Source organism: Anditalea andensis (genome assembly GCF_000714815.1).
GTDB classification, from domain to species: domain Bacteria; phylum Bacteroidota; class Bacteroidia; order Cytophagales; family Cyclobacteriaceae; genus Anditalea; species Anditalea andensis.
The window spans coordinates 191,648-212,939 of the sequence record NZ_JMIH01000034.1 but is presented as its reverse complement, the minus strand read 5'-3'; the positions used below and the strand labels follow the sequence as shown (position 1 = coordinate 212,939).

General features: G+C 41.5%; 8 protein-coding genes. 6 read left to right on the top strand and 2 right to left on the bottom strand.

Translation table 11 applies throughout. The annotated features are described in order from the left end of the window. Positions 1-4 precede the first annotated feature (4 nt). From EL17_RS20980 to EL17_RS20960, 5 genes are all read left to right on the top strand, one after another. Positions 5-919 carry a helix-turn-helix domain-containing protein gene (locus tag EL17_RS20980; protein WP_035079049.1) on the top strand — a complete coding sequence of 305 codons (915 nt, stop codon included), beginning with the start codon at positions 5-7 and terminating at the stop codon, positions 917-919. Between the two features lie 474 nt (positions 920-1,393). Next, entirely contained in the window at positions 1,394-4,618 is a 3,225-nt protein-coding gene (locus tag EL17_RS20975) for a SusC/RagA family TonB-linked outer membrane protein (protein ID WP_035079046.1), read from the top strand. Positions 4,619-4,646: 28 nt separating this feature from the next. Next, the gene (locus EL17_RS20970; RefSeq protein ID WP_035079043.1) at positions 4,647-6,203 is read left to right on the top strand and encodes a SusD/RagB family nutrient-binding outer membrane lipoprotein; all 1,557 of its coding nucleotides are present in this window, start codon (positions 4,647-4,649) and stop codon (positions 6,201-6,203) included. Between the two features lie 53 nt (positions 6,204-6,256). Then, complete coding sequence (locus EL17_RS20965) at positions 6,257-8,806, top strand: phosphocholine-specific phospholipase C (RefSeq protein ID WP_035079041.1); 2,550 nt, start codon at positions 6,257-6,259, stop codon at positions 8,804-8,806. A 171-nt stretch (positions 8,807-8,977) separates the two neighbouring features. Then, positions 8,978-9,556: a helix-turn-helix domain-containing protein gene (locus EL17_RS20960; RefSeq protein WP_035079038.1), complete on the top strand. Its 579-nt coding sequence runs from the start codon at positions 8,978-8,980 to the stop codon at positions 9,554-9,556. Between the two features lie 786 nt (positions 9,557-10,342). Here the strand turns inward: EL17_RS20960 and EL17_RS22890 are convergent. Beyond that, positions 10,343-16,213 (bottom strand): chitobiase/beta-hexosaminidase C-terminal domain-containing protein, encoded by a 5,871-nt coding sequence (locus EL17_RS22890; RefSeq protein ID WP_051720279.1) that lies wholly within the window; start codon positions 16,211-16,213, stop codon positions 10,343-10,345. 624 nt (positions 16,214-16,837) lie between these two features. Beyond that, a complete protein-coding gene (locus EL17_RS20950; RefSeq protein ID WP_035079036.1) occupies positions 16,838-19,564 on the bottom strand; it encodes a cation-transporting P-type ATPase in 2,727 nt (908 codons plus the stop codon). Positions 19,565-19,824: 260 nt separating this feature from the next. On the opposite strand from EL17_RS20950, the gene EL17_RS20945 reads away from it, so the two are divergent. After that, positions 19,825-20,826 (top strand): amidohydrolase family protein, encoded by a 1,002-nt coding sequence (locus EL17_RS20945; protein ID WP_035079033.1) that lies wholly within the window; start codon positions 19,825-19,827, stop codon positions 20,824-20,826. Positions 20,827-21,292: the final 466 nt, after the last annotated feature.

Sequence of the window (21,292 nt, the reverse complement as noted above, 5' to 3'; positions counted from 1 at the left end):
AGTTATGGAAAAGACATTCCGCTTTAATTCCTTGTCCGAATTTCACTCTTTTTGTAATCTCCCACAGCCTGAACATCCTCTGATAAGTCTAATCGATTACAGCAAGGTGGTGTATCCTGGAGATGATAGGGTCATTAAATGGGTACAGCGTTTTTATTCAATAGGGTTAAAGCGGAATGTCAACGCCAAATTCAATTATGGGCAGCAGTCATACGATTTTGATTCGGGAGTGCTTACCTTTGTTTCGCCGCTTCAATTCTTGAAGATTGAAATCAACCCAGAAATAGAAGTGGCGCCTACAGGATGGCTATTACTGGTCCATCCAGATTTTTTGTGGAACCACCCTCTGGCCAAAAAGATAAAAACATACGATTTTTTCAAATATGCGGTAAACGAGGCACTTTTTTTATCCGGTAGGGAAGAAAAGGTGATGGTAGATATCCTTCTAAAAATAGAACAGGAATACCAGTCCAATATCGATAAATTCAGTCAGGAGGTCATCTTAGCGCAAATCGAACTGCTTCTGATCTATGCGGAACGTTTCTATGAAAGACAGTTCATTACCCGGAAGAAATCTAACCATGAAATATTGACACGTTTTGAACAAGTGATTTCTGACCATTTTGAATGTGGTAATTTATTGGAAAATGGGATACCCACCGTTACTGCCATTGCTGGAAAACTGAACATTTCCCCTAATTATTTGGGCAGTCTACTCCGGATCCATACAGGCCAAAATACCAAGCAGCACATACAGAGCAAAATGATGGATTACGCCAAGGAATGCCTGAGCACGACCGATAAGTCAATCAGTGAGATAGCTTATGAACTGGGATTCGAACACCCCCAATCATTCAGCAAATTGTTCAAGAAAAAGAACAATCAGACTCCTTTTGAATTCAGACAGTCATTTCTCTAAAAATCCTTCCCGCCCTAAAACGGTATGGTAACAGTACGATGGGTGCAGACTTAAGTATAAAGAATTGTTAACATTCCATCGAACAAAGTAATGCATCAGTAAAGTGATGCGCATCCCAACTCTATGCTGCTGTTGGTTATAAGCCTATACCGATCCTCAGTTATGGACGGGTTAGGTTACACAAGCCATTGATATTGAGCTGGGATTTTAAATTTTGGAATGATAATTATTATTCTACTAAAAGTTTATTATTTGTATACTTTTTAATCTGTCTGTTTACATTAAATACCTTTTTTGTAATTTTCATATTAACCGAAAACTGTTTTCAAATAATCAATTTATATACTAATTACTAATATAAATGCAGTTTACAAGTAAAATACTTCATCTTAATTTAATTTTTAGATAATCATATAAAAATAACTTGAGTTTAGCTTTGTTAAAATTTTAGCATATCAAACATAGGCCATACTCATGAAAAGTTTCCCTTTACAAACACATAAATACATCTGTTTGCTTTTTTTTATATTAGGCATTTCAATAGCTTCCTTTGCCCAAGAACGAAGGGTGGAAGGTACTGTTATGGACACATCCGGTCAGCCGCTTCCGGGGACAAGTGTCCTCGTTAAAGGAACTTCTAAGGGTACTGTTGCTGATTTAGATGGTCATTATAACCTTATGGTAAACCCCAGCGATACGCTTACCTTTTCTTACATAGGTTTTGAGAAGGTTACAAGGTTGGTTGGGAATGCCACTTTGATAAACGTGACACTGCAAGAAGGGCTAGAAATAGGGGAAGTAGTGGTCACAGCTCTTGGTATGGAACGGGATGCCAAGGCATTGGGGTATGCTATCCAAACAGTAGAGTCAGATAGGTTTACCGAAGCCCGTGAAACGAATGTACTCAATTCCCTTAGTGGCCGTGTGGCTGGGGTACAGATCACTAATGGATCAAGTACGCTAGGAGGGTCTTCCAGGGTAACCATCAGGGGAGAATCTTCTTTAAATATAAATGCCAATCAGCCCCTTTTTGTGGTGGATGGTATACCCATCTCAAACAACATAGTGGGCTCATCCGGTTCTGGCGGATTGGAAGTGGATTATGGTAATTCAGCTGGTGAAATCAACCCAGATGACATAGCCTCTATGACGGTCCTAAAAGGTCCTGCGGCTGCCGCGCTTTATGGATCCAGGGCTGCAAATGGTGCCATTCTGATTACAACAAAATCGGGCAAAGGTACCAAAGGGCTGGGGGTTACCATAAATTCCAATACAACTTTTGAAAACCCCCTAGTCATGCCCCAGTGGCAGAACAAATACGGCCAAGGTAACAACGGGCAGTTTGGGTTTGTAGACGGATCAGGTTCCGGGAATGCGGATGGTGTAGATGAAAGCTGGGGTCCACTTTTAGATAACGGACTGTCTGTTACCCAATTTGATTCCCCACGGAATGTTCCCGGCTATAGAGGTGGAGATCTTAATGCTCCTGAAGGCAGCCTGATAATACCTACACCTTGGGTGTCCCAACCGGATAATGTAAATGATTTTTTTAGGACTGGGTTAACTTTGGCCAACAACGTGTCTATTTCGGGAGAAAACCAAAAGGCTAATGTAAGGTTTTCATGGACCAATTTAGACCAAAAAGGTATTGTTCCAAATACAGATTTGAAAAGGAATACATTGGCGCTTAATACTGGAATTCATATAGTACCTCAGAGGCTAACATTGAACGCTACAGTTAACTATCAAAATTCCCTATCAGGTAACCGACCAAACATCAGTTATGGCACTGAAAGCCTGATGTATCTATGGATTTGGTATGGCCGACAGGTGAATACAAGAAACCTAAGGGATTATTGGATGCAAGGATCTGAAGATCTCCAACAATTTAACTACAATTACAACTATCATGATAACCCCTACTTTACCGTCTATGAAAATACGAACGGTCAGCAGAAAGACCGGATTTTTGGAAACCTATCTCTCAATTACAGCATCACAGAAAAATTAAACCTGATGATAAGAACTGGATTGGATACCTATAATGAATTAAGGGACAGAAAAAGGGCATTTTCTACTCAAAGATTCCCAAGAGGAAACTATAGGGAAGACAATGTTTATTTTTATGAAAGAAACGCTGATTTTTTACTCTCCTATGCTGAAAATTCAGGCCCTTCATGGACTTATAATTTGGCTTTGGGTGGTAACTTAATGACGCAGCAAAACAGGTATTTACAATTGATAGCACCGGAACTTTTAATTCCAGGCATCTATAATTTTACCAATACAGCAGTAGCCCTCCAGACAGATCAGTTTATCAGCAAAAAGCAAATCAACTCTTTATATGGATTTGGTCAAATAGGGTATAAAAACACATTATTTTTAGATATCACAGGAAGGAATGATTGGTCATCTACGTTGCCGTTGAACAGCAACTCTTATTTCTATCCTTCAGCTACGTTAAGTGCTATTGTATCAGATATGATACAGCTGCCACGTATTTTCTACCTGGTCAAAGCCAGAGCAGCATATGCCGAAGTGGGTAACGATACGAACCCATACAGTTTGACAAATATTTTTAACAATCAGATTGCTTGGGGTTCGGACCAGGCTAAAAGTGAATCTTCTCAGCTTTCTAACGCTACATTGCGACCTGAAAGGACTTCATCTTCAGAATTTGGTTTGGATGTAAGGTTTTTTCAGGGACGGCTTGGGCTGGATGTAACATATTATAACAATTTAACCAGAGACCAGATCATACCTATAACACTGGATATATCAACAGGCTATAACAGCAGAATCATCAATGCAGGTAAAATCCAAAACCGAGGAATAGAAATAGTGGCCATGGCCAATCCTGTCAGAAAGAACAATGGCTTTCGTTGGGACCTGATCGCCAATTTTACGAGGAATAGGGGGAAGGTAATCGAACTGACTGAAGGCTTGGACACCTATACGTTAACATCTACTAACGGTGCGTTTATCCAGGCACGTATTGGTGAAAGGATGGGAAATATCTATGGGGCAGGATTCAGGAGGGTAAGTGATGAAACCAGCCCCTACTTTGGACAGATTATACATAACAGTACCGGCACTCCACTTACCGACTCTGAATTATCTTTGCAGGGAAATTATAACCCGGACTGGATGCTCGGTATTCAAAACAATTTTTCCATAAAAAATTTCAACCTGGGTTTTCTTTTTGATATTCGATACGGGGGCATCGTAGTTTCACGTACGAAGACAATTGGCAGTACTTCAGGTCAGCTCGAGGAAACGCTTTTGGGAAGGGAAAATGGTTATGATTTGAATATAGAAGGAAACGGAATCATCAGCCCTGGTGTCATTCAGAATGAAGATGGATCATTTGAACCGAATACCATAAAACTTAGCTCACGAAACTGGCACAATAGATATTATGAACGAAATAATGTAGAAGCTGCCAAATATGATGCTTCATACATCAAGTTAAGAGAAGTAACTATAGGTTACAACATTCCAAAAAACCTGACTGCCAGACTGCCATTTGAAGATGTGAAAGTGTCTATTGTAGCTAGGAACTTGGCACTTTGGACAGAAAACCCTCATTTTGACCCAGAAACATTATCTATGTCTGGAGGTACTTTACAACCCGGAATTGAGAATATGGCTTTTCCATCTACCAGAAGTATTGGCTTCAATGTCAACGTGAAGTTTTAATGATTTTAAATTTTGATTCAAATAAGATATGAAAATTAAATTTAATAAATTTTTCCCTGTGTTTTTGGGACTGCAAATGATTTGGCTGGCGGCCTGTACCGGTGATTTTGAGGAAATAAACACCAATACCAATTCACCCGAAACCATTCCTTCATCCTTGCTTTTGCCCACTGTGATGCGGACCACTGCCAATCAGGTAGCGGGGCAAGCCTGGGGTATTGGAAATGTGGTGATGCAGTATACGGCCAAGATCCAGTTTACTAATGAGGATAGATATAATTGGGGTCCGTTTGGTGATCCATATGAGAGTTTTTACAATGCGCAAAGAGATATTTCAAATATAATTAAAATATCAGAGCCCCAAGGGCAGCTAAATTATGTAGGTATAGCGAAAGTAATCCGAGCATTTCAATATGCTTTTATGACGGATGCATATGGTGAGCTTCCTTATTCAGAAGCAATTAATGCAAAGGAAGGCATCAACTATCCTGTGTTTGACAGTCAGGAAGCAATTTACACGGGCATTTTAAATGATCTGAAAGAAGCGAATGAACTGCTGGGGTCCAGTTCTGAGTCAGTTAGCGGTGATATTTTGTTTAATGGTAATATTCAAAATTGGAGAAAATTGGCCAACTCTCTTCGAATCAGGGCGCTGATGAGAATATCCTTGAGAAAAGACCCTGGAGCTGAATTGGAAGAGATGCTTGCCAATCCTGAGAAATACCCAATTTTCACAGGTAATGAAGACCACGCTGTCTTACAGCACCTGCCGGATGTACCGAACCAGCACAACCTTTATACAGCAAGGTCGGGATCTTTTGACGAATACCGCCTTAGTCAAAATTTGGAATTTACTTTAAAGGAGCTAAATGATCCAAGACTTTTTGCTTATGCCCAGCCTACCAATGCGTCAGGGGCAGGTGTCATCGGTAGTTTAAACGATTATCTGGGGGTTCCAAACGGACTTTCAGATGAAGAAGCCCTTCAGTTTTCTCCTTCGGGTGACCCATCTAAAGGTGGCTCCAATTATATATCCAGGGTGGGATTCCTATGGTCATGTGCCGCATGTACCCCTTTAGCCAACCCGGTAGGCTATCAGTCTATCCTTATGAGCTATTCAGAATTGCAATTCCTGCTTGCAGAAGCCAGGGAAAAGGGATTTATTTCTATAGGTACAGCAGAAACGTATTACCTGAACGGTATCCATGCCTCATTTGACTATTATGCCTCCAGATATAATGCTATAAATCTACCTCAAATTGCCGCCAGGCTAAAGGTAGATGATGGGTATTTTGGACAGGATAAAGTAGCTTATACGGGTTCCAAGGCAGATAAATTATACAAAATAGGAAATCAGAAATGGATTGCGCTTTATTTTTCAGGATTGGAAAACTGGTTTGACTGGAGACGGACTGCGATTCCTGCAATTAAGCCCGGCCCGGCAGCATTTGAAAGTATGGTTCCCAGAAGGTTTATGTACCCCTCTACTGTTCAGGCATTGAATGAGGAAAACTACAGGGCAGCAATTTCAAGACAAGGTGATGATAGAATAACCACCCGTGTATGGTGGGACATGCCGAAATAACCTGTCCATTTTCTTATAAATAATATCTCCTGAGTAGGGATTAAACAATCATCATGAACAATAACAGAAGGGATTTTCTTAAACAGGCAGCTATATTATCTGGAAGTATGGCCTTATGGGGTGGCATTCCCCCAGCCATTCAAAAAGCCATGGCGATCAATCCTGATTTAGGCACGAGCTATTTGGATGCGGAACATGTGGTTTTTTTAATGCAGGAAAACAGGTCTTTTGACCATGCTTTTGGTTCCTTGCAGGGAGTAAGGGGGTTTAATGATCCCCGGGCTATAAAGCTGGCCAATGGAGTTCCGGTATGGCTTCAGCAGGATGATCAGTTGAACACCTACAAACCCTTCCATCTGGATATACACAATACCAAAGCTACCTGGATGAATGATATCCCTCATTCATGGGAAAACCAAGTGGATGCAAGAAATAATGGCAAGTATGACCAGTGGATTGAATCCAAAAGACCAGGTAGCAGTGAGTTCAGTCATATTCCCCTCACGATGGGCTTTTATAATAGACAGGATATCCCATTTTATTACGCATTAGCAGATGCATTTACGATATGTGACCAGCATTTTTGTTCAGCTCTTACAGGGACCACAACGAACAGAATGTATTTTTGGACGGGCAAAAGCCGTGATCCGAAAACAGGATATTCGGTAGTAAGAAATTCAGAAGCTACCTATAATAGAGAAGTAGACTGGAAAACCTACCCAGAACGGCTGGAGGAAAACGGTGTGTCATGGAAGGTATACCAAAATGAGATCAGCTTGGATTCCGGTCTTTCAGGTGAAGATGAATCGCTGCTGGCAAATTTTACAGACAATAACCTTGAATGGTTCAAACAGTTTAATGTCCGTTTTTCGAAAAGTCATTATTCTTTTCTTCAAAAAGCTGAAAAAGAACTATTACTCGAGATAGGGGGTCTGGAAAAGAAACACAATAAAGAACCAACAAACGCGACTGGCAAATCACTGGCAGAGCAAAAAGAAAAACTTCTTTTTATCCAAGACGCACTGTTGAAATATAGCCCCGCAAATTTTGAAAAACTATCAGAATTCGAGCAAAACATTCATGCAAAAGCTTTTACTATAAATGATGTAGATCCGGACTATCATACCACTGAATGGATGGATTATGAAAAAGCCGGCAAAAACTTTAAAACCAAAATACCCAAAGGAGACATTTTGCATGAATTCAGAAAGGCGGTCAAAGAAGACAATCTTCCCACGGTATCATGGCTGGTTCCTCCTCAAAAATTTTCGGATCATCCATCTGCGCCATGGTACGGAGCTTGGTATGTTTCAGAAGTTATGAATATCCTTACCGAAAATCCTGAAATATGGAAGAAAACTATATTTATCTTAAATTATGATGAAAATGATGGGTATTTTGATCATATTCCACCTTTTGTAGCACCTCATCCCACAGATAATTCTACAGGTAAGGTAACTTCCGGTATTCAGACCCATGAAGAATTTGTTACCATGGAAGAAGAATTGTCCAAGCCTGGAATGGTAGAAAAAAATGCCCGTGAGAGTCCAATAGGTTTGGGATATCGCGTTCCCTTGATTATAGCTTCACCCTGGACACGTGGTGGCTGGGTAAACTCAGAAGTTTGTGACCTTACTTCTTCACTCATGTTTCTGGAAAAATTTTTAAAACACAAAACTGGAAAAGATATTATAGAAACGAATATCAGTAGTTGGAGAAGATCCATTTGCGGCAATTTAACCTCAGCATTCAGGCCAACCAATGAAAAACATGTAAGCTTTCCAGAGCAAGTTGCTCAAAAAGAACTAATAAAAAATTTACACCAGTCTAAATTCAAGAACCTACCAGACAATTTTGGACCTTTGAAAAAAACAGAAATTGAAGCTGCCATCCAAAAAGGAAAAACTGCTCAAATCCTTCCAAGGCAAGAAGCAGGAATTAGAAACTCTAATGCCTTGCCCTATGATTTCAACCTTAATGGTAATCTCAGTAAGGAACAGCAAGCTTTGGTGATTACCTTTCAGAACAGTACCAAAACTTTTGGAGAAAAAACATCCGGTGTCCCTTTTCAGATATATTCCTCCTCTAAATACAGGGAGAAAGATACATGGTTGCCGATGAAGGTATGGTCCTTTGCAGTGGAAGCTGGAAAAACTTTGGACTATCATTGGCCACTCTCAAACTTTGAAAACGGATATTACCAACTGGATGCCTATGGACCAAATGGATATTATAGAGGTTATAAAGGAAATGTAGATGAAGCCAATGTAGAGCTGTCCACAAGCTACGATGTGGCAAAGCCTAAAAAACCTAAACTGCTGCTTCATATAAGAAATTTGGAAGTGCATAAAATATTGAAAATCATTCTGGAAGATCAGGCTTATGGAAAAGCAAAAACTGAATATTCGGTTGAACCAGGTTCAGAATTGACTATAGGTTTAAATACATCTAAAAGTTATGGTTGGTATGATTATGTACTACTAATAGAAGGCAGCCCAATTTTTGAAAGAAAAATGGCCGGAAGGATAGAGACCGGATTGGATTCCAAGACGGATCCACAGATGGGTAATGTCCCTCCCCATACCAGTCCTTATCTCATTTAAAATGCTTTGATTGCCATATGCCGTAATAGAAAGTAGACCTCCAATTTTTATTTCTATGATGGGGTAGATATAATCGGGTAAACAGTTTACTATAGGTGAAGCTAACCAGGTAGTTTGTGAAAAAATAATCTGAGAGATTGGCTATTCCTATATAACCTAGTATTTTTCGGTATGGAAAATGAAATTCTGGCCCAAATAAGCCAAAAGATCAAAAGTATCAGGAAAGAAAAGGGGTTAACGATCCAGGGGATTGCAGATCGGGCCGGAGTAACAAAAGGTCTGATTTCACAGGTTGAAAATTCGAAAACCATTCCGTCCTTGATGGTATTGATGCAAATAATAAAAGCTTTAGAAGTGGATCTGGATTTCTTTTTTAATCATATGAGTCTTCAAGGTCGGGATGCCCCCATATTGGTTTTACGGAAAGAGGAATATGAAGGGTTTGAAAATGAACCTGCCTCCGATTTTCATTATGAACGGATTATATCTAAAAAAATAAAATCCTCAGCAGTGGACGTGGTGCTGCTGGAAATTCAGCCCTACGTAAAAAAACACTTTGACACTACTGAGGCTTATGCTTTCAAATACATTCTGGAAGGATCGATAAAATATGTCTTCCGTGATCAGACAGTAGTGTTACATCCAGGCGATTCTATGCTATTTGATGGCAGACTGGACCACCATCTTGTAAATGAGTATGATGTAATGACAAAAATGCTGGTGGTATACTTTAATGAAAATATCGAATAGCTTATCTCGCCCTATTGTATCATTTGATTAGTCTAATCTATGCCCTTATGGATTATATGCTAGAAAAACAAAAATATCTCCTATGTATATCATGTTATCCCTAAATACAAAAATCATCATCTTCCTTAATTAATAAGGTAGTGTCAAGTGTAGGGTCAAACCTTAAATTGTTTTTTTTAAAAGCTCCTTTAGGACTTTTCATATTTTATATAGTTTGATAGGATAGCCTTTCCCATTTATTGTTCCCGCTTATAAGTAAGGTTTTTATTAAAATCCCGAAGCCTTACTCATAACATGATATATATCTATAGTAAATAATATGATTTTTTTAAGTTGAATAGCGTTAGAAATATACCATTATTTCAAAATATCGCTCATTTCCTGGCCAATTATACGCGTGATGCCCTATAGCTCCCCCATGTATCCCCCGTATACTCCCCGAGGATACTCCGACTTTTGGCGAAAATCTAAGAAAAGATTGTACAATTTTAAGTACGGATAGATGAGTCTACCCATCTGAAGTACCATGAATCAGCAGGTGGCCACTGTTCATTCAAGCCCCAAATAGGACTATAAAATCCAATCATCTGTATCTTTCATTTATTCCTATCAGCCTTAAAAGGAGCAATACGATCTCTCACTAAAACCTCGGAGGGTAAAGACAATACCAATCGACCAAAACCAGGGTTACTGAACGATAAAAACCAACTATTCATTAATGACTATTATTAACCATAAAAAAAGCCTTCCCACGGGAAAGGCTTTTTTTATGCAGGGTATGATCGCTTATTTTACCAACAATCTTTCTACCGTGTGGTTTCCAAAATTATCTGTGATCATGATCAGGTAGACTCCCTGATATAATGAGGATACATCAAATTCCACCTTGTTTTTATCTGTAGTATAGGACTTTATCAATAATCCCATAGCATTGCGTAATTCTATCCTATGAAGCCCTGTATTTTCTTCTATGGAGACAAAAACCTTTTTGCTGGAAGGGTTGGGAAATATCTTATAGCTATTTTTAAGCGGTACTTGGGGGAACTTATACGGTGGGGATACCGCTGCACAGCCCTCCTCGTTACGGATTTCCACCAGGTAATTTCCCGCTCCGTTGATGCGGATTTCATTGTCCAAAGTAGTAGCCACAAGCTTGCCATCTTTATACCATGTATAGGTATAATCTCCGGCTAGGGTCACCAATTTCCCTTTTTCAAAATTGATAAAAGGTACCTCTAGCGTCTTTATTTTTACCTCCAAAGGCTCAGTATAAATCGCGGAGCAGGAAGAACCCTCCACCCCAACCCTATATAGGGTGTTTTCTGCTATATTAGCTACAGTTATCGTAGCTCGGCCCTCTGAATTTCCGATGGTAATCCACGAATTACCTCCATCTACTGACCTTTCCCATGCGCCTATACTATCAAACAGGCCCCCTACCATGGTCAGTTGTACTTCATTGGCTCCGGCACACACTTCATCGTTGCCGATGATCACGCCTGCTTCCAAGTGGCACTTCAGTTCAAATCGTACTTTGATAGGCAGGTGGTCAGAGGTAGTATTCGCATAGTTCTGCACCAGATCAAATGGGATGACCACCCTTTCTGAGCCCGGCAGCCACTTGTCCTTTATCTCATTGGAAATGATCATGTGGTCTATCACATTTTCAAAAGCAATAAAAGTTCTCAAACCTGCATTACTTAGACTGATCGTAGCAGGGGTGTAGTTTAGCGAGTCATTGATGTAATCTATAAAGGAGGTCTTGCTGGTATTTACCGTGGCAGCTGACTGGTCGGCTACAGTTTCATCCAGATCATCATTAAAGTCTCCCAATATAATCAGCGGTACATTGCTGTAATATAGATCAAGGGAATCCTTCATTACATTCACATCATATTTACGCATGGCATACCGTGGGTTTGCCGCACTTTCACCGCCGCCATTTGACCGGGTATGGACATTCACCAAGGTGATGTTTTCGGCTACACCATTGATCTTTGTCTTGATGTCAAACAGGAATGGCAACCTACCGCTAGCCCAAAACCTGTCCCGGGTGGATGGATAACCGGTCAGTAAATTTACATCCACACCCTGTAACAATACTCGGGAGCTAATAGAATCTACCGTGGTGGTCTTGTAAAGGTAGGTCAGTTTCTGAGCTTCGGAAAAATCTCCTACCTGTGAAACTGCTGAAGAATGAAATCCTCTGTACTCCGGCAAAGCTTCTGCCAACTCATAAAATTTATCAAGATCAGTGATCTCCTGGAAAGCATATACATCAGCATCCAGGTCTTCAATGATGGTCTTTACATTTTGCAGCTGCAGGTTTACATTGGATGGTCCCTGAAAAGAAGTGGAGGAACCAAACCATTCGATGTTCCAAGAAACGACATCAAATGTATTTTCTTTCCCTTTGGTTGATCCTGTAAACCTGCCATAGTTGCTCGTTATCCCACCGGAGGTAAGCTGTACCGAAGCCACATCTACCCCTATACTTACAGGTGCATATTTTACCTGAACAGCAGATCTGAATGGCTCGCCTGGAAGAAAGCTGATTTCTGAACTGAAATCAGTACCGTTTTTAGAAATGAGAAAAGGTGCTGCAATAGAAAGGGTCACCTGATCAGCAAGTCCCGTAGCAGTAAAATTAAAGGATTTGGCTTCCGATATTTCCCCAGGGGTTACAATTCCAAAGTGCATATTGCTCAATGGTCCTATATCCAATAGAAGATTACGTGGCTGTTCATCCTGAAGTCGAATATTGAAATCATCTACCCTCCATTCAGCTGCGCCCACTTCCTGATCGGAAAGGTAAACAAAGGCCAGATGAAGCTGTCCGTGGTTAAAATCGGATAAATCGATATTGTCCGCTAATACAAAGCTTCCGGTAGAAACCGCAAATTTGTCTTCCAGATCTATCCAGGTGAATTGGGGTAGGGTAGGATCGCTGAATCCGTCATAATTGGCAGAGGCTTTAAGCTGAAGTCTAGGGCCTGAAAAGAATGACCTGGAGTAGAAACTAAGAACTGGGAATTTGTCCGAATCCAAATTGAATAGGGGAGAGATCATCCAGTTCTCATTCTCCTGCGCACCATTTGAAAATCCGTTCATTTGGGCTGCCCTTCCAGTATTGTTCACACCAGTGCCGTCCGCAGTTATCTGCCATCCCTGAGCACCCCTCACATTGTAATCTGACCAACCACCGGCTGTAAAGACATCAGGGGTGTTGAAGTTTTGAGCATACGGGATGGCGGTGGTGTTTCCAGATTCTATACCGTGTAGCTGCACGATAGATCGGTAAATCTGCCCCCCGCTATGCAGGATAAATCCATTCCTGATACCATTTGCAAATGCAGTTGGAACAAACCTCACCAAGACTTCCTGAGTGGCTATGCCCAGATCGTCAAGTGATACGGTTTTTGCAAAACTTTCTCCATCTATAGAAAGTTCAAAAGGACCTTCAGCCGATAAATTCAGTGTAGCTGCAGGCTGATTGATCATAAATGAATATGATAAAGGCGGTGAAACCTCTCCGGAAGCAGTCAGACCAAAGTTCAGTCTGCCCTCAGAAAATGCTATGCTTCCGGCTGCATTGTCCAGGATAATATCTTCCTGGAATCTGGGATTAAGTTGTGCCGTCGCATTGAACCTGTCCACTATCCCTATGGCATCAAAGGTTTTGTCAGGAATAGGATTTCCCACCACCGGATGGTCGGCTGTAGGTATCCTTAAGATCCTACTCCCGGATTGGCCTGTTATGGTGTAGCTTCCTAATGCACCTGCTCCTTCGAACAAAATTCTTGGATCACTGAGGCTTAATCCATCTACCCTTACCAGTCTGCCCTGCACTGCAGGATTACTGATGTCTGCTATACTGATTGTCAGCGGTTCCGGTAATAATGTATTTGCGGCCAGACGTTCCATCCCAATCGCTCCGGCACTGATCTGTATGTTCTGATTAAAAGTAGCCAAAGTACCGGATATCCTCACACTGTCCCCTACATTAAGATCAGCAGAGCGTTCGACGCCATTCTCCAGTGTATTGGAAAATGCCCTCAGCATAATACCCCCAGTCGCATCCTGAATCCACCTGTTATCTGGATTGAGGGTGCTGCCAGCCACCACGATCCCTTCTACAAATACCTCTGTACCGTTTGGCAGTAATCTGGCTGCAGCAATGGTAATCTGGTTACCGATCTCATCACCGATTAACCTTACACTTCGACTGACAGCTCCATCACTGCTGATGATAAGATCCCCTTCTATAGATTGGTTAGTGCCACTGTTAGGTGTAAACCTCACCTGGACGTGGGTTTCGCTGGTTCCCGATTCTGCGGGATCAAGTATAAGTTCATTACTGAATATTCCGTCAATACCTACTTCAAAATTTATTGGGGCCGATACACTGATAGGAGCCGAGACATTGGTTAGGGTCAATGCAAATGTCTGGGAAGCTGATGCCTGGCCACTGCTTATCCTGCCAAAATTGTCCAGGGCTTCCCTATTTACAGTGATTAGGGGAGCATTGGGGTCAAAGGTGGTGAAAACCCACTGTTCAGGACTTTCAATACCGCCAGAAGGATTGCCAAACCTATCTTCAAAAGCGCCAGCATCTATCAATACATAAAAAGTAGAAGCTTGTGCCAGCTCTGATAAAGCAATAGAAGCCGTATGGCCATCTATGCTTACTAGTTCACTGGATATGGCTATCGTCTGAACAGGTGATCCATTGGTATCGTATAGGATGATGTTTCCCTGACCTTTTATAATCCGTTCATCAAAAGTGATGGAGAGGTCGGCATTGCTGTCTATTTCCTGGTCACCGTTGGCTGGGGAAAGTGATGAGATGACCGGAGGAAAATTATCTTCAAATGGCGTCCAGGTGATATTATCGATTGTAATCTGTCCTTCGGTAAGGTTTCTGATTTCTATGACGATGTCACCTCCTAAGTGGATATCATTCACTTCAAAAGTTCTGATAGTGGCATCAGCTCCGGAAAAACCGCCGAATATTTCTGAACGGGCGATTTCTTCCCCATTGATCAATAAGGCTACCTGCCTGTCCGCTCCTCCCGTAAAGGCTTTTCGTAAATCCATGCTAAAGGAACCGATACCTCCGGGTATAGCCGAGGAAGTGATTTTCGATTCATAGCTTGCCCCCCTAAGCATCAAACCTTTGCCGTCTATAGGAAAATCACCTTCGTTTCTGGAAGCTACGTAGTTCCAGATAATGTCGCTGTTGCCGACAAATGAACCATTGGTATATCCCGTGCCCAAGGATATATTGTTAAAATCTTCTACGTTTAGGACAGGTGCTTCAGATATTACCGGTATAACTGAAACTTCAGTAAGACCTATCTGTCTGCTTCCTCCTGTAGTGCTCAATCCTCTATCAGAAGACCATGAAATCTCCACTTCCTGACCCGGCAATATATTTATACCTTGGATAGTATGAGAAACCGTACGTGCTGATCCCTCCTGGGTAGAATAGCCTAATTCCGGAACCACGTATCCGTTGACCGTCACCGTAAATGCGGGAAAGCGTGTTTGGTTTAATCTTTCGGTCAGACCCCGATAGGAAATTTCTAAATCCTGTATGGTCACAGCGGTCGTATTGGAAACTACCAAAGTGGAAGTAAAAATACCTGAACTTCCTGTATGCTGATAACCCACCACACCATTGCCCCGCAACCCAGCTGGGGTGCCTGTACCAAAATCACCGCCATAGCTTAATATATTTCCAGAAAAGGTCCATTCAAGACTTTCTCCAAATGCGGTAACATCGGTAGTAAAATTGCTAAAGAGGGAGAAATGCTGTTGGTAAGGAATACCTGCTGCAGGGGAGTTGGCAGTATGGATTACGTACTCCGCTTCCGACACTTCACTGTCAGCCATTCCATCTTTTGAAGCGATTGCTTTTAAGACTGTAGTAGTGGCGACCGGTAGGGGGTAGGTATAAAGGTTACTTTCAGTGGTGGGATCAGTACCATCTAGGGTATAATAAATCCTCGCAGATTCAGTAGATGTAGCAATGTTGATGTTTTGGGTAGATGTATAACTACCACCTTGAGGTGAAAACTGTGGTGCAGCTACTCTTTCCATGGCAGGACCGTCAAATGAATTCCACCTGATATCATCTATAACCAGTTGTCTGTTTGCCGTCCCACCGCTGAGGTGCCTGATTTCCAAGGTAAAATCTCCTGCTACATCAATATTGTCCACCGCAAAAGCAAAAATATCATCACTTCCTCCGGACAATCCCCCAAAAACAATGGATTCGGCTATCAGCCGGTCATTGATAAAAAGCCCTATCTGCCGGTCTCCGGCTCCTGTAAATGCTTTTCTCATCAATACCTGAAAATTGGAAATCCCACCTGTGATCAGTTCTGATTTGATGTGGCTATTGTCACCGGATCTTCGGAGGAGCATGCCTGCACCATCTATAGGAAAAGCCTGCTCTCCGGAGACATGGGTATATGTCCAGGTAATCCCGTTATTGCCCACAAAAGTACCATCTCTATATTGGTTGCCGGTGAGTCCAAGGTTTTCAAATGTTTCTATGAACGCATAGGGAGTTGATTGCTGTGCCCATGCTGTAGCCGAAGCCAAATATAACATAAGAAACCCGATCAGAAATTTGGGTAAAGTGTGTTTCATTTATTGATGTTAAGGTGGCAAATATTAATGGGCGAAAATAGTGCTTATATCTTTAGCTAATGCTTTGGTATAGATTATTAAATCTTTACTATAAGTGAGATAAGCTATAAATCCCTTGGATGGATCAAGCAAATGATACTGGACGAATTTGAATAGATAGGGCGGAGTTTATATTTTACTATAGAATTTAAAAGGCTGGGATCCGGATACCTGCCGGGAAGGGATATAAAATATGGCCGTTCAGAGATGTCGTAGTACTAGGTAAAATGGGTATAGCTTGGCAGTATAAGCTTGCCTATGGTTTTAAAGTCTGATCGTAGCCCCAGACCATGCATATCTTGTCTGGGAATATTTTAGGTGGAGTAATCATAAGTTCAAGGGTGTTTAACCAATGTTTAAAGTGATTAACCATAGTTAAAAAAAACCCTTAGCATATAATATGTTTTCATTCAAGCGTTTTTTTATTTCCTTATATTATAACAGTTGGTATTTTTAGTATGTTGGCCTTAAGCGATGGATCCTAGTCCCAAAAAATTTATTGCGGACCAGGTTCTATACTTTAACGGGTTGAACATAATTGTCATTATTTACGTCATTTAGTTATATAGGCTTCAGCACCTAAAGCTACTTATTCCTCTCTCCATTTTTGTTTTTATACTTCCGTCTGAAATATTTTTCTATGGAAATGATGATATAAACCAAAGCCCCGGCTGCTAATATTCTTAACCATGTCATAAGGTTCAGAGGAAGCGTATGAAAAAACACATTCATGATCGGTACATAGATAAACAATACCTGAAAGACCATCATTAAACCTATTCCTCCAAATATCCAGGGATTGCTGAAAAATCCGATTTCCATATTGGTTTTAAGCAGTGAACGGCAGTTCAACAGATAAAATGCCTGTATGACCACAATGGTGGTAGTGGTAACCGTGCGTGCATAATCTTTATCTGCTCCCAAATATAGCTCGTAGTGAAACAGTCCTGTAGCAAACAGGAGTATCAAAAACCCTACTAAAAGTGTCCTCAGAACCAAGCTTTTCGTCATGATAGGCTGGTCTGGATTTCTGGGTTTACGGTCCATAATATCCGGTTCGTTGGGTTCAAATGCAAGTGGCAATCCCAGTAAGACTGCAGTGGTCATATTCACCCAAAGCGCCTGAACAGGCAGTATGGGAAGTACCATTCCCAATATAATGGAGGCCATTATTGATAGACCTTGGCCCAGGTTAGTAGGCAGGATGCAGACGATGAACTTGGTCAGATTGTCAAATACGCCACGCCCTTCTTCCACTGCGCTTTCAATAGAAGCAAAGTTATCGTCCGTCAATACCATATCGGAGGCATCTTTGGCCACCTCGGTACCGGTAATGCCCATGGCTACACCTATATTGGCCTGCTTGAGTGCCGGGCCGTCATTGACGCCATCTCCTGTCATGGCCACCACGTTGTTTTTTGACTGCAGGGCTTTGACCAACTTTAACTTTTGTTCTGGTGCTACCCGTGCAAAGACAGCAATTCTCTCAGCTATGTCAGGATATTCCTCATCAGATATATCAGATAGTTCTCTTCCTGTATATGCTTTAAGTTTTCCGTTCTCCTCCTTTTCACCCTCCAGTCCGATCATCCCCGCTATGGCCGATGCGGTCAGGGCATGGTCCCCGGTGATCATCTTCACCTGTATGCCCGCTTTCTGACATAAATGGACGGAGGTTTTGGCTTCATCACGTGGAGGATCTATCATACCCTGCAATCCCAGGAAGGTAACGCCATGTTTCAGGTCATCGTGGCTGATTTGCTCTTTTCCGGAATCAAATATTATGGAACCAAAGCCCAAAACCCTAAGGCCATCAGATGACATCTTCTTTGCCGCTTCTTCTATTTTGGCCGGGTTGATCTCTTCTTCTTTATCACTTCCCATTAGCCTCTTATCGGAGCGTTCCAGAAGGGCTTCCATTGATCCTTTTATATAGGCTATGGTATGGTCAGCAACTTTATGCAGGGTAGCCATGTATTGGTATTCTGATTCAAATGGTATATCTTCCAGCCTGGGATAATCCTTGTGGATGTTGTCAGCATCCAATCCCCCCTTTATAGAGGCCACATATATGGCGGCTTCTGTAGGATCACCCTCCAGCTTCCATTTTTCTTCTTCTTTTTTGATTTTGCTGTCATTACATAATAGCCCGCACTGAAGACATTCATTCAATACTTGATGATCAGCCAGTTTTATCTTATTTCCCTCTGTCTGGATTTCACCTTCAGGCGCATATCCTATACCTGTCACTTTATAAAGCTGGTCCCCGGCATAAATGCGCTGGACGGTCATCTGGTTTTCTGTGAGTGTACCTGTCTTATCAGAACAGATGACAGTAGTGCTTCCCAATGTTTCCACTGCCACCAGTTTTCGGATGATGGCCCTCCTTTTGGCCATCTTGGATACGCCCAGCGCCAGCATGATGGTCACCGCTGCAGGAAGTCCCTCCGGAATGACCGAGACGGCAAAGGCAACGGAAGACATAAAGATTTCCGTAAACTCCTGGCCTCTCAGCAGTCCTATCGCAAATGTCAAAACAGTCAACCCCAGGATTACAAATAAGAGCTGATGGCTGAATTTTTCTATTTTTACAGTGAGAGGAGTTTTGATATCTTGTGCTGAACTGATATGGCCTGATATTTTTCCTATTTCACTTTTGTCCCCGGTAGCGATCACAATGCCCGAGCCTCTTCCATAGGTCACTACCGTGGAGGCATAGGCCATATTGGTCCTGTCCCCCAATACGGTTTCTTTTTCCAGTAAATCCTGCTTTTTGTCCACTGCCACTGATTCACCTGTAAGCGCGGATTCATCTATACGAAGGTCTTTTATTCTAGTGAGCCTGAGATCCGCCGGAACCCGGTCTCCCGATTCCAACAGGACCAGATCCCCCGGTACCAGTGCAGATGCTTCTATTTTTATCCTATCACCATTTCTTACCACTACAGCCTGGGTAGTCATACTCTTAGAAAGTGAATCTATGGCGCTAAGGGCTTTGGATTCCTGGACGAAGCCTATTATGGCATTCAGCAGCACCACTGCAAAAATGACCCCTGCGTCTATGTATTCTCCCAAAAACAGGGTGACAATAGTAGCACCCAATAAAATGTAAATAAGTGGCTGGTGGAACTGAAGCAGAAACCTCATGAAGGAGCTTTGCTGCTGCTGCTTGGTGATTTTGTTTTCTCCAAACTGTCCTATTCTTTTATCTGCCTCTTCTTTGCCAATGCCTTCAGAACTGTCGGTTTCAAAAATTTTCTCTATTTCGTTAACTTCTAGGTGGTGCCAGTCTTTGGTTAAAATCTCCTTCATGTTGTATTGCTTTGCCCGTTTTGAGTACTTAGCTTAATTTACTCCGTATACCTCTAAAACAATATAAATAGATTATCTAATGATATTGTTTAGTCCTTCTTAGGCTATCTGGGCTATTTGATATACCTAATTGTAATGGCTCTTAAGGGTCCTGTACAATTACACATGGTATGCTGCAGGCATTTTTCTGATGGCGGTCCAGTGATTTTTAATTTTCAGACCCCATAGAATGTTTTTGTTTAATTAATAAATTGCGTGCTATGATTAGACCTTTTATAGATGCCCATGTACACCTGAACACCCCCTCTATCGAAAAGATGATAACTGCTGTGGAACAGGGTGCCTATTTTCTCTCTATCAATACCGATATTCCTTTTTTTATACCACTGGACCACCAAAGAGAAAATATCCTACGGCTTTCCAATATTTATCCGGACCGGGTCAAATTTATAACTTCCTTTAGCCTGGATGATTGGGGAAGACCGGAATGGCCTGATAGGGCTATAAATCAGATCCGGATTGGAATGGAAGCGGGAGCTGTAGGGGTGAAGTTTTGGAAGAATATAGGCATGGAATTAAAGGATATCAACGGCCAGTTTGTGATGTTGGACCATCCCAGCTTTGATCCGATTTTTGAATATATAGAAACAAACAACATCCTGGTACTGGGACATCTTGGAGAACCTAAAAACTGCTGGTTACCATTACATGAAATGACCGTAGAATCGGACAGAAACTATTTCCAGCTTCACCCGCAATACCATATGTACCTGCATCCGGAATACCCTTCCTACCAGGAGCAATTGGTAGCCAGAGATAACCGGTTATCCAAACACCCGCATCTAAAGTTTATAGGTTTACACCTGGCAAGTCTGGAATGGAGTGTTTCGGAAGTAGCCCGCTGGTTAGATACTTATCCACTGGCCAAAGTGGACCTGGCCGAGAGGATCTGTCATCTTCAGTATCAGGCACAACAGAATAGAGACACCGTCAGAACATTTTTAATCGATTATCAGGACAGGGTCATATATGGTACCGATATAATAGACGATGGACATTATGCGCCAGATGCAGTAGCTGAAAAGTTTAAAATCCTGTGGGAATTTCATTGGCAATTTTTTGCTGGTAAAGAAGTGATGCAGGCTCCAGAATTTAGCGGGAAGTTTATAGGACTGGATTTACCGGAAGCGGTTTTATCTAAAATCTTTTATAAGAATGCAGCCACTGCATATGGTTTTGATCCTACATGTGCCCAATTATAGCAGGTCTTATCCACCATTAATTCCTACACCCTAAAACAGCCACGCTTTTCAGGCTTTACTTATTTTATTTTGGCAGGTCATTTTAGGCTCCGAATCAATGATGGAGGAAGGTGCTCTGTACAGCTGTATGGGTGCCAATTGCGTGTTTTTTAACAATTTTCCTTCAGCTATATTAAAATATTTAAAATTAATTAAATAAAGTCATCACCTATAAAATGTTGATTATCAATAGATATTTGTGTTATTAATTAGTTAATGTTTATAGATTAAAAATACATATTCGATAATTTTTTACTTTTTTTATTAAATTATTTGCAATAAAGAAATCGATCTATTACATTTGAATCATTGGAACAAAGACATAAGGTTTTTACCACATAATGTAGGATGTTGAAATTGGCAGACATGCCCTCCTGTCTCGGGGGTAGGGTCAAGAGGATAAAGCAAATAGCGAGCTCGTATTTTT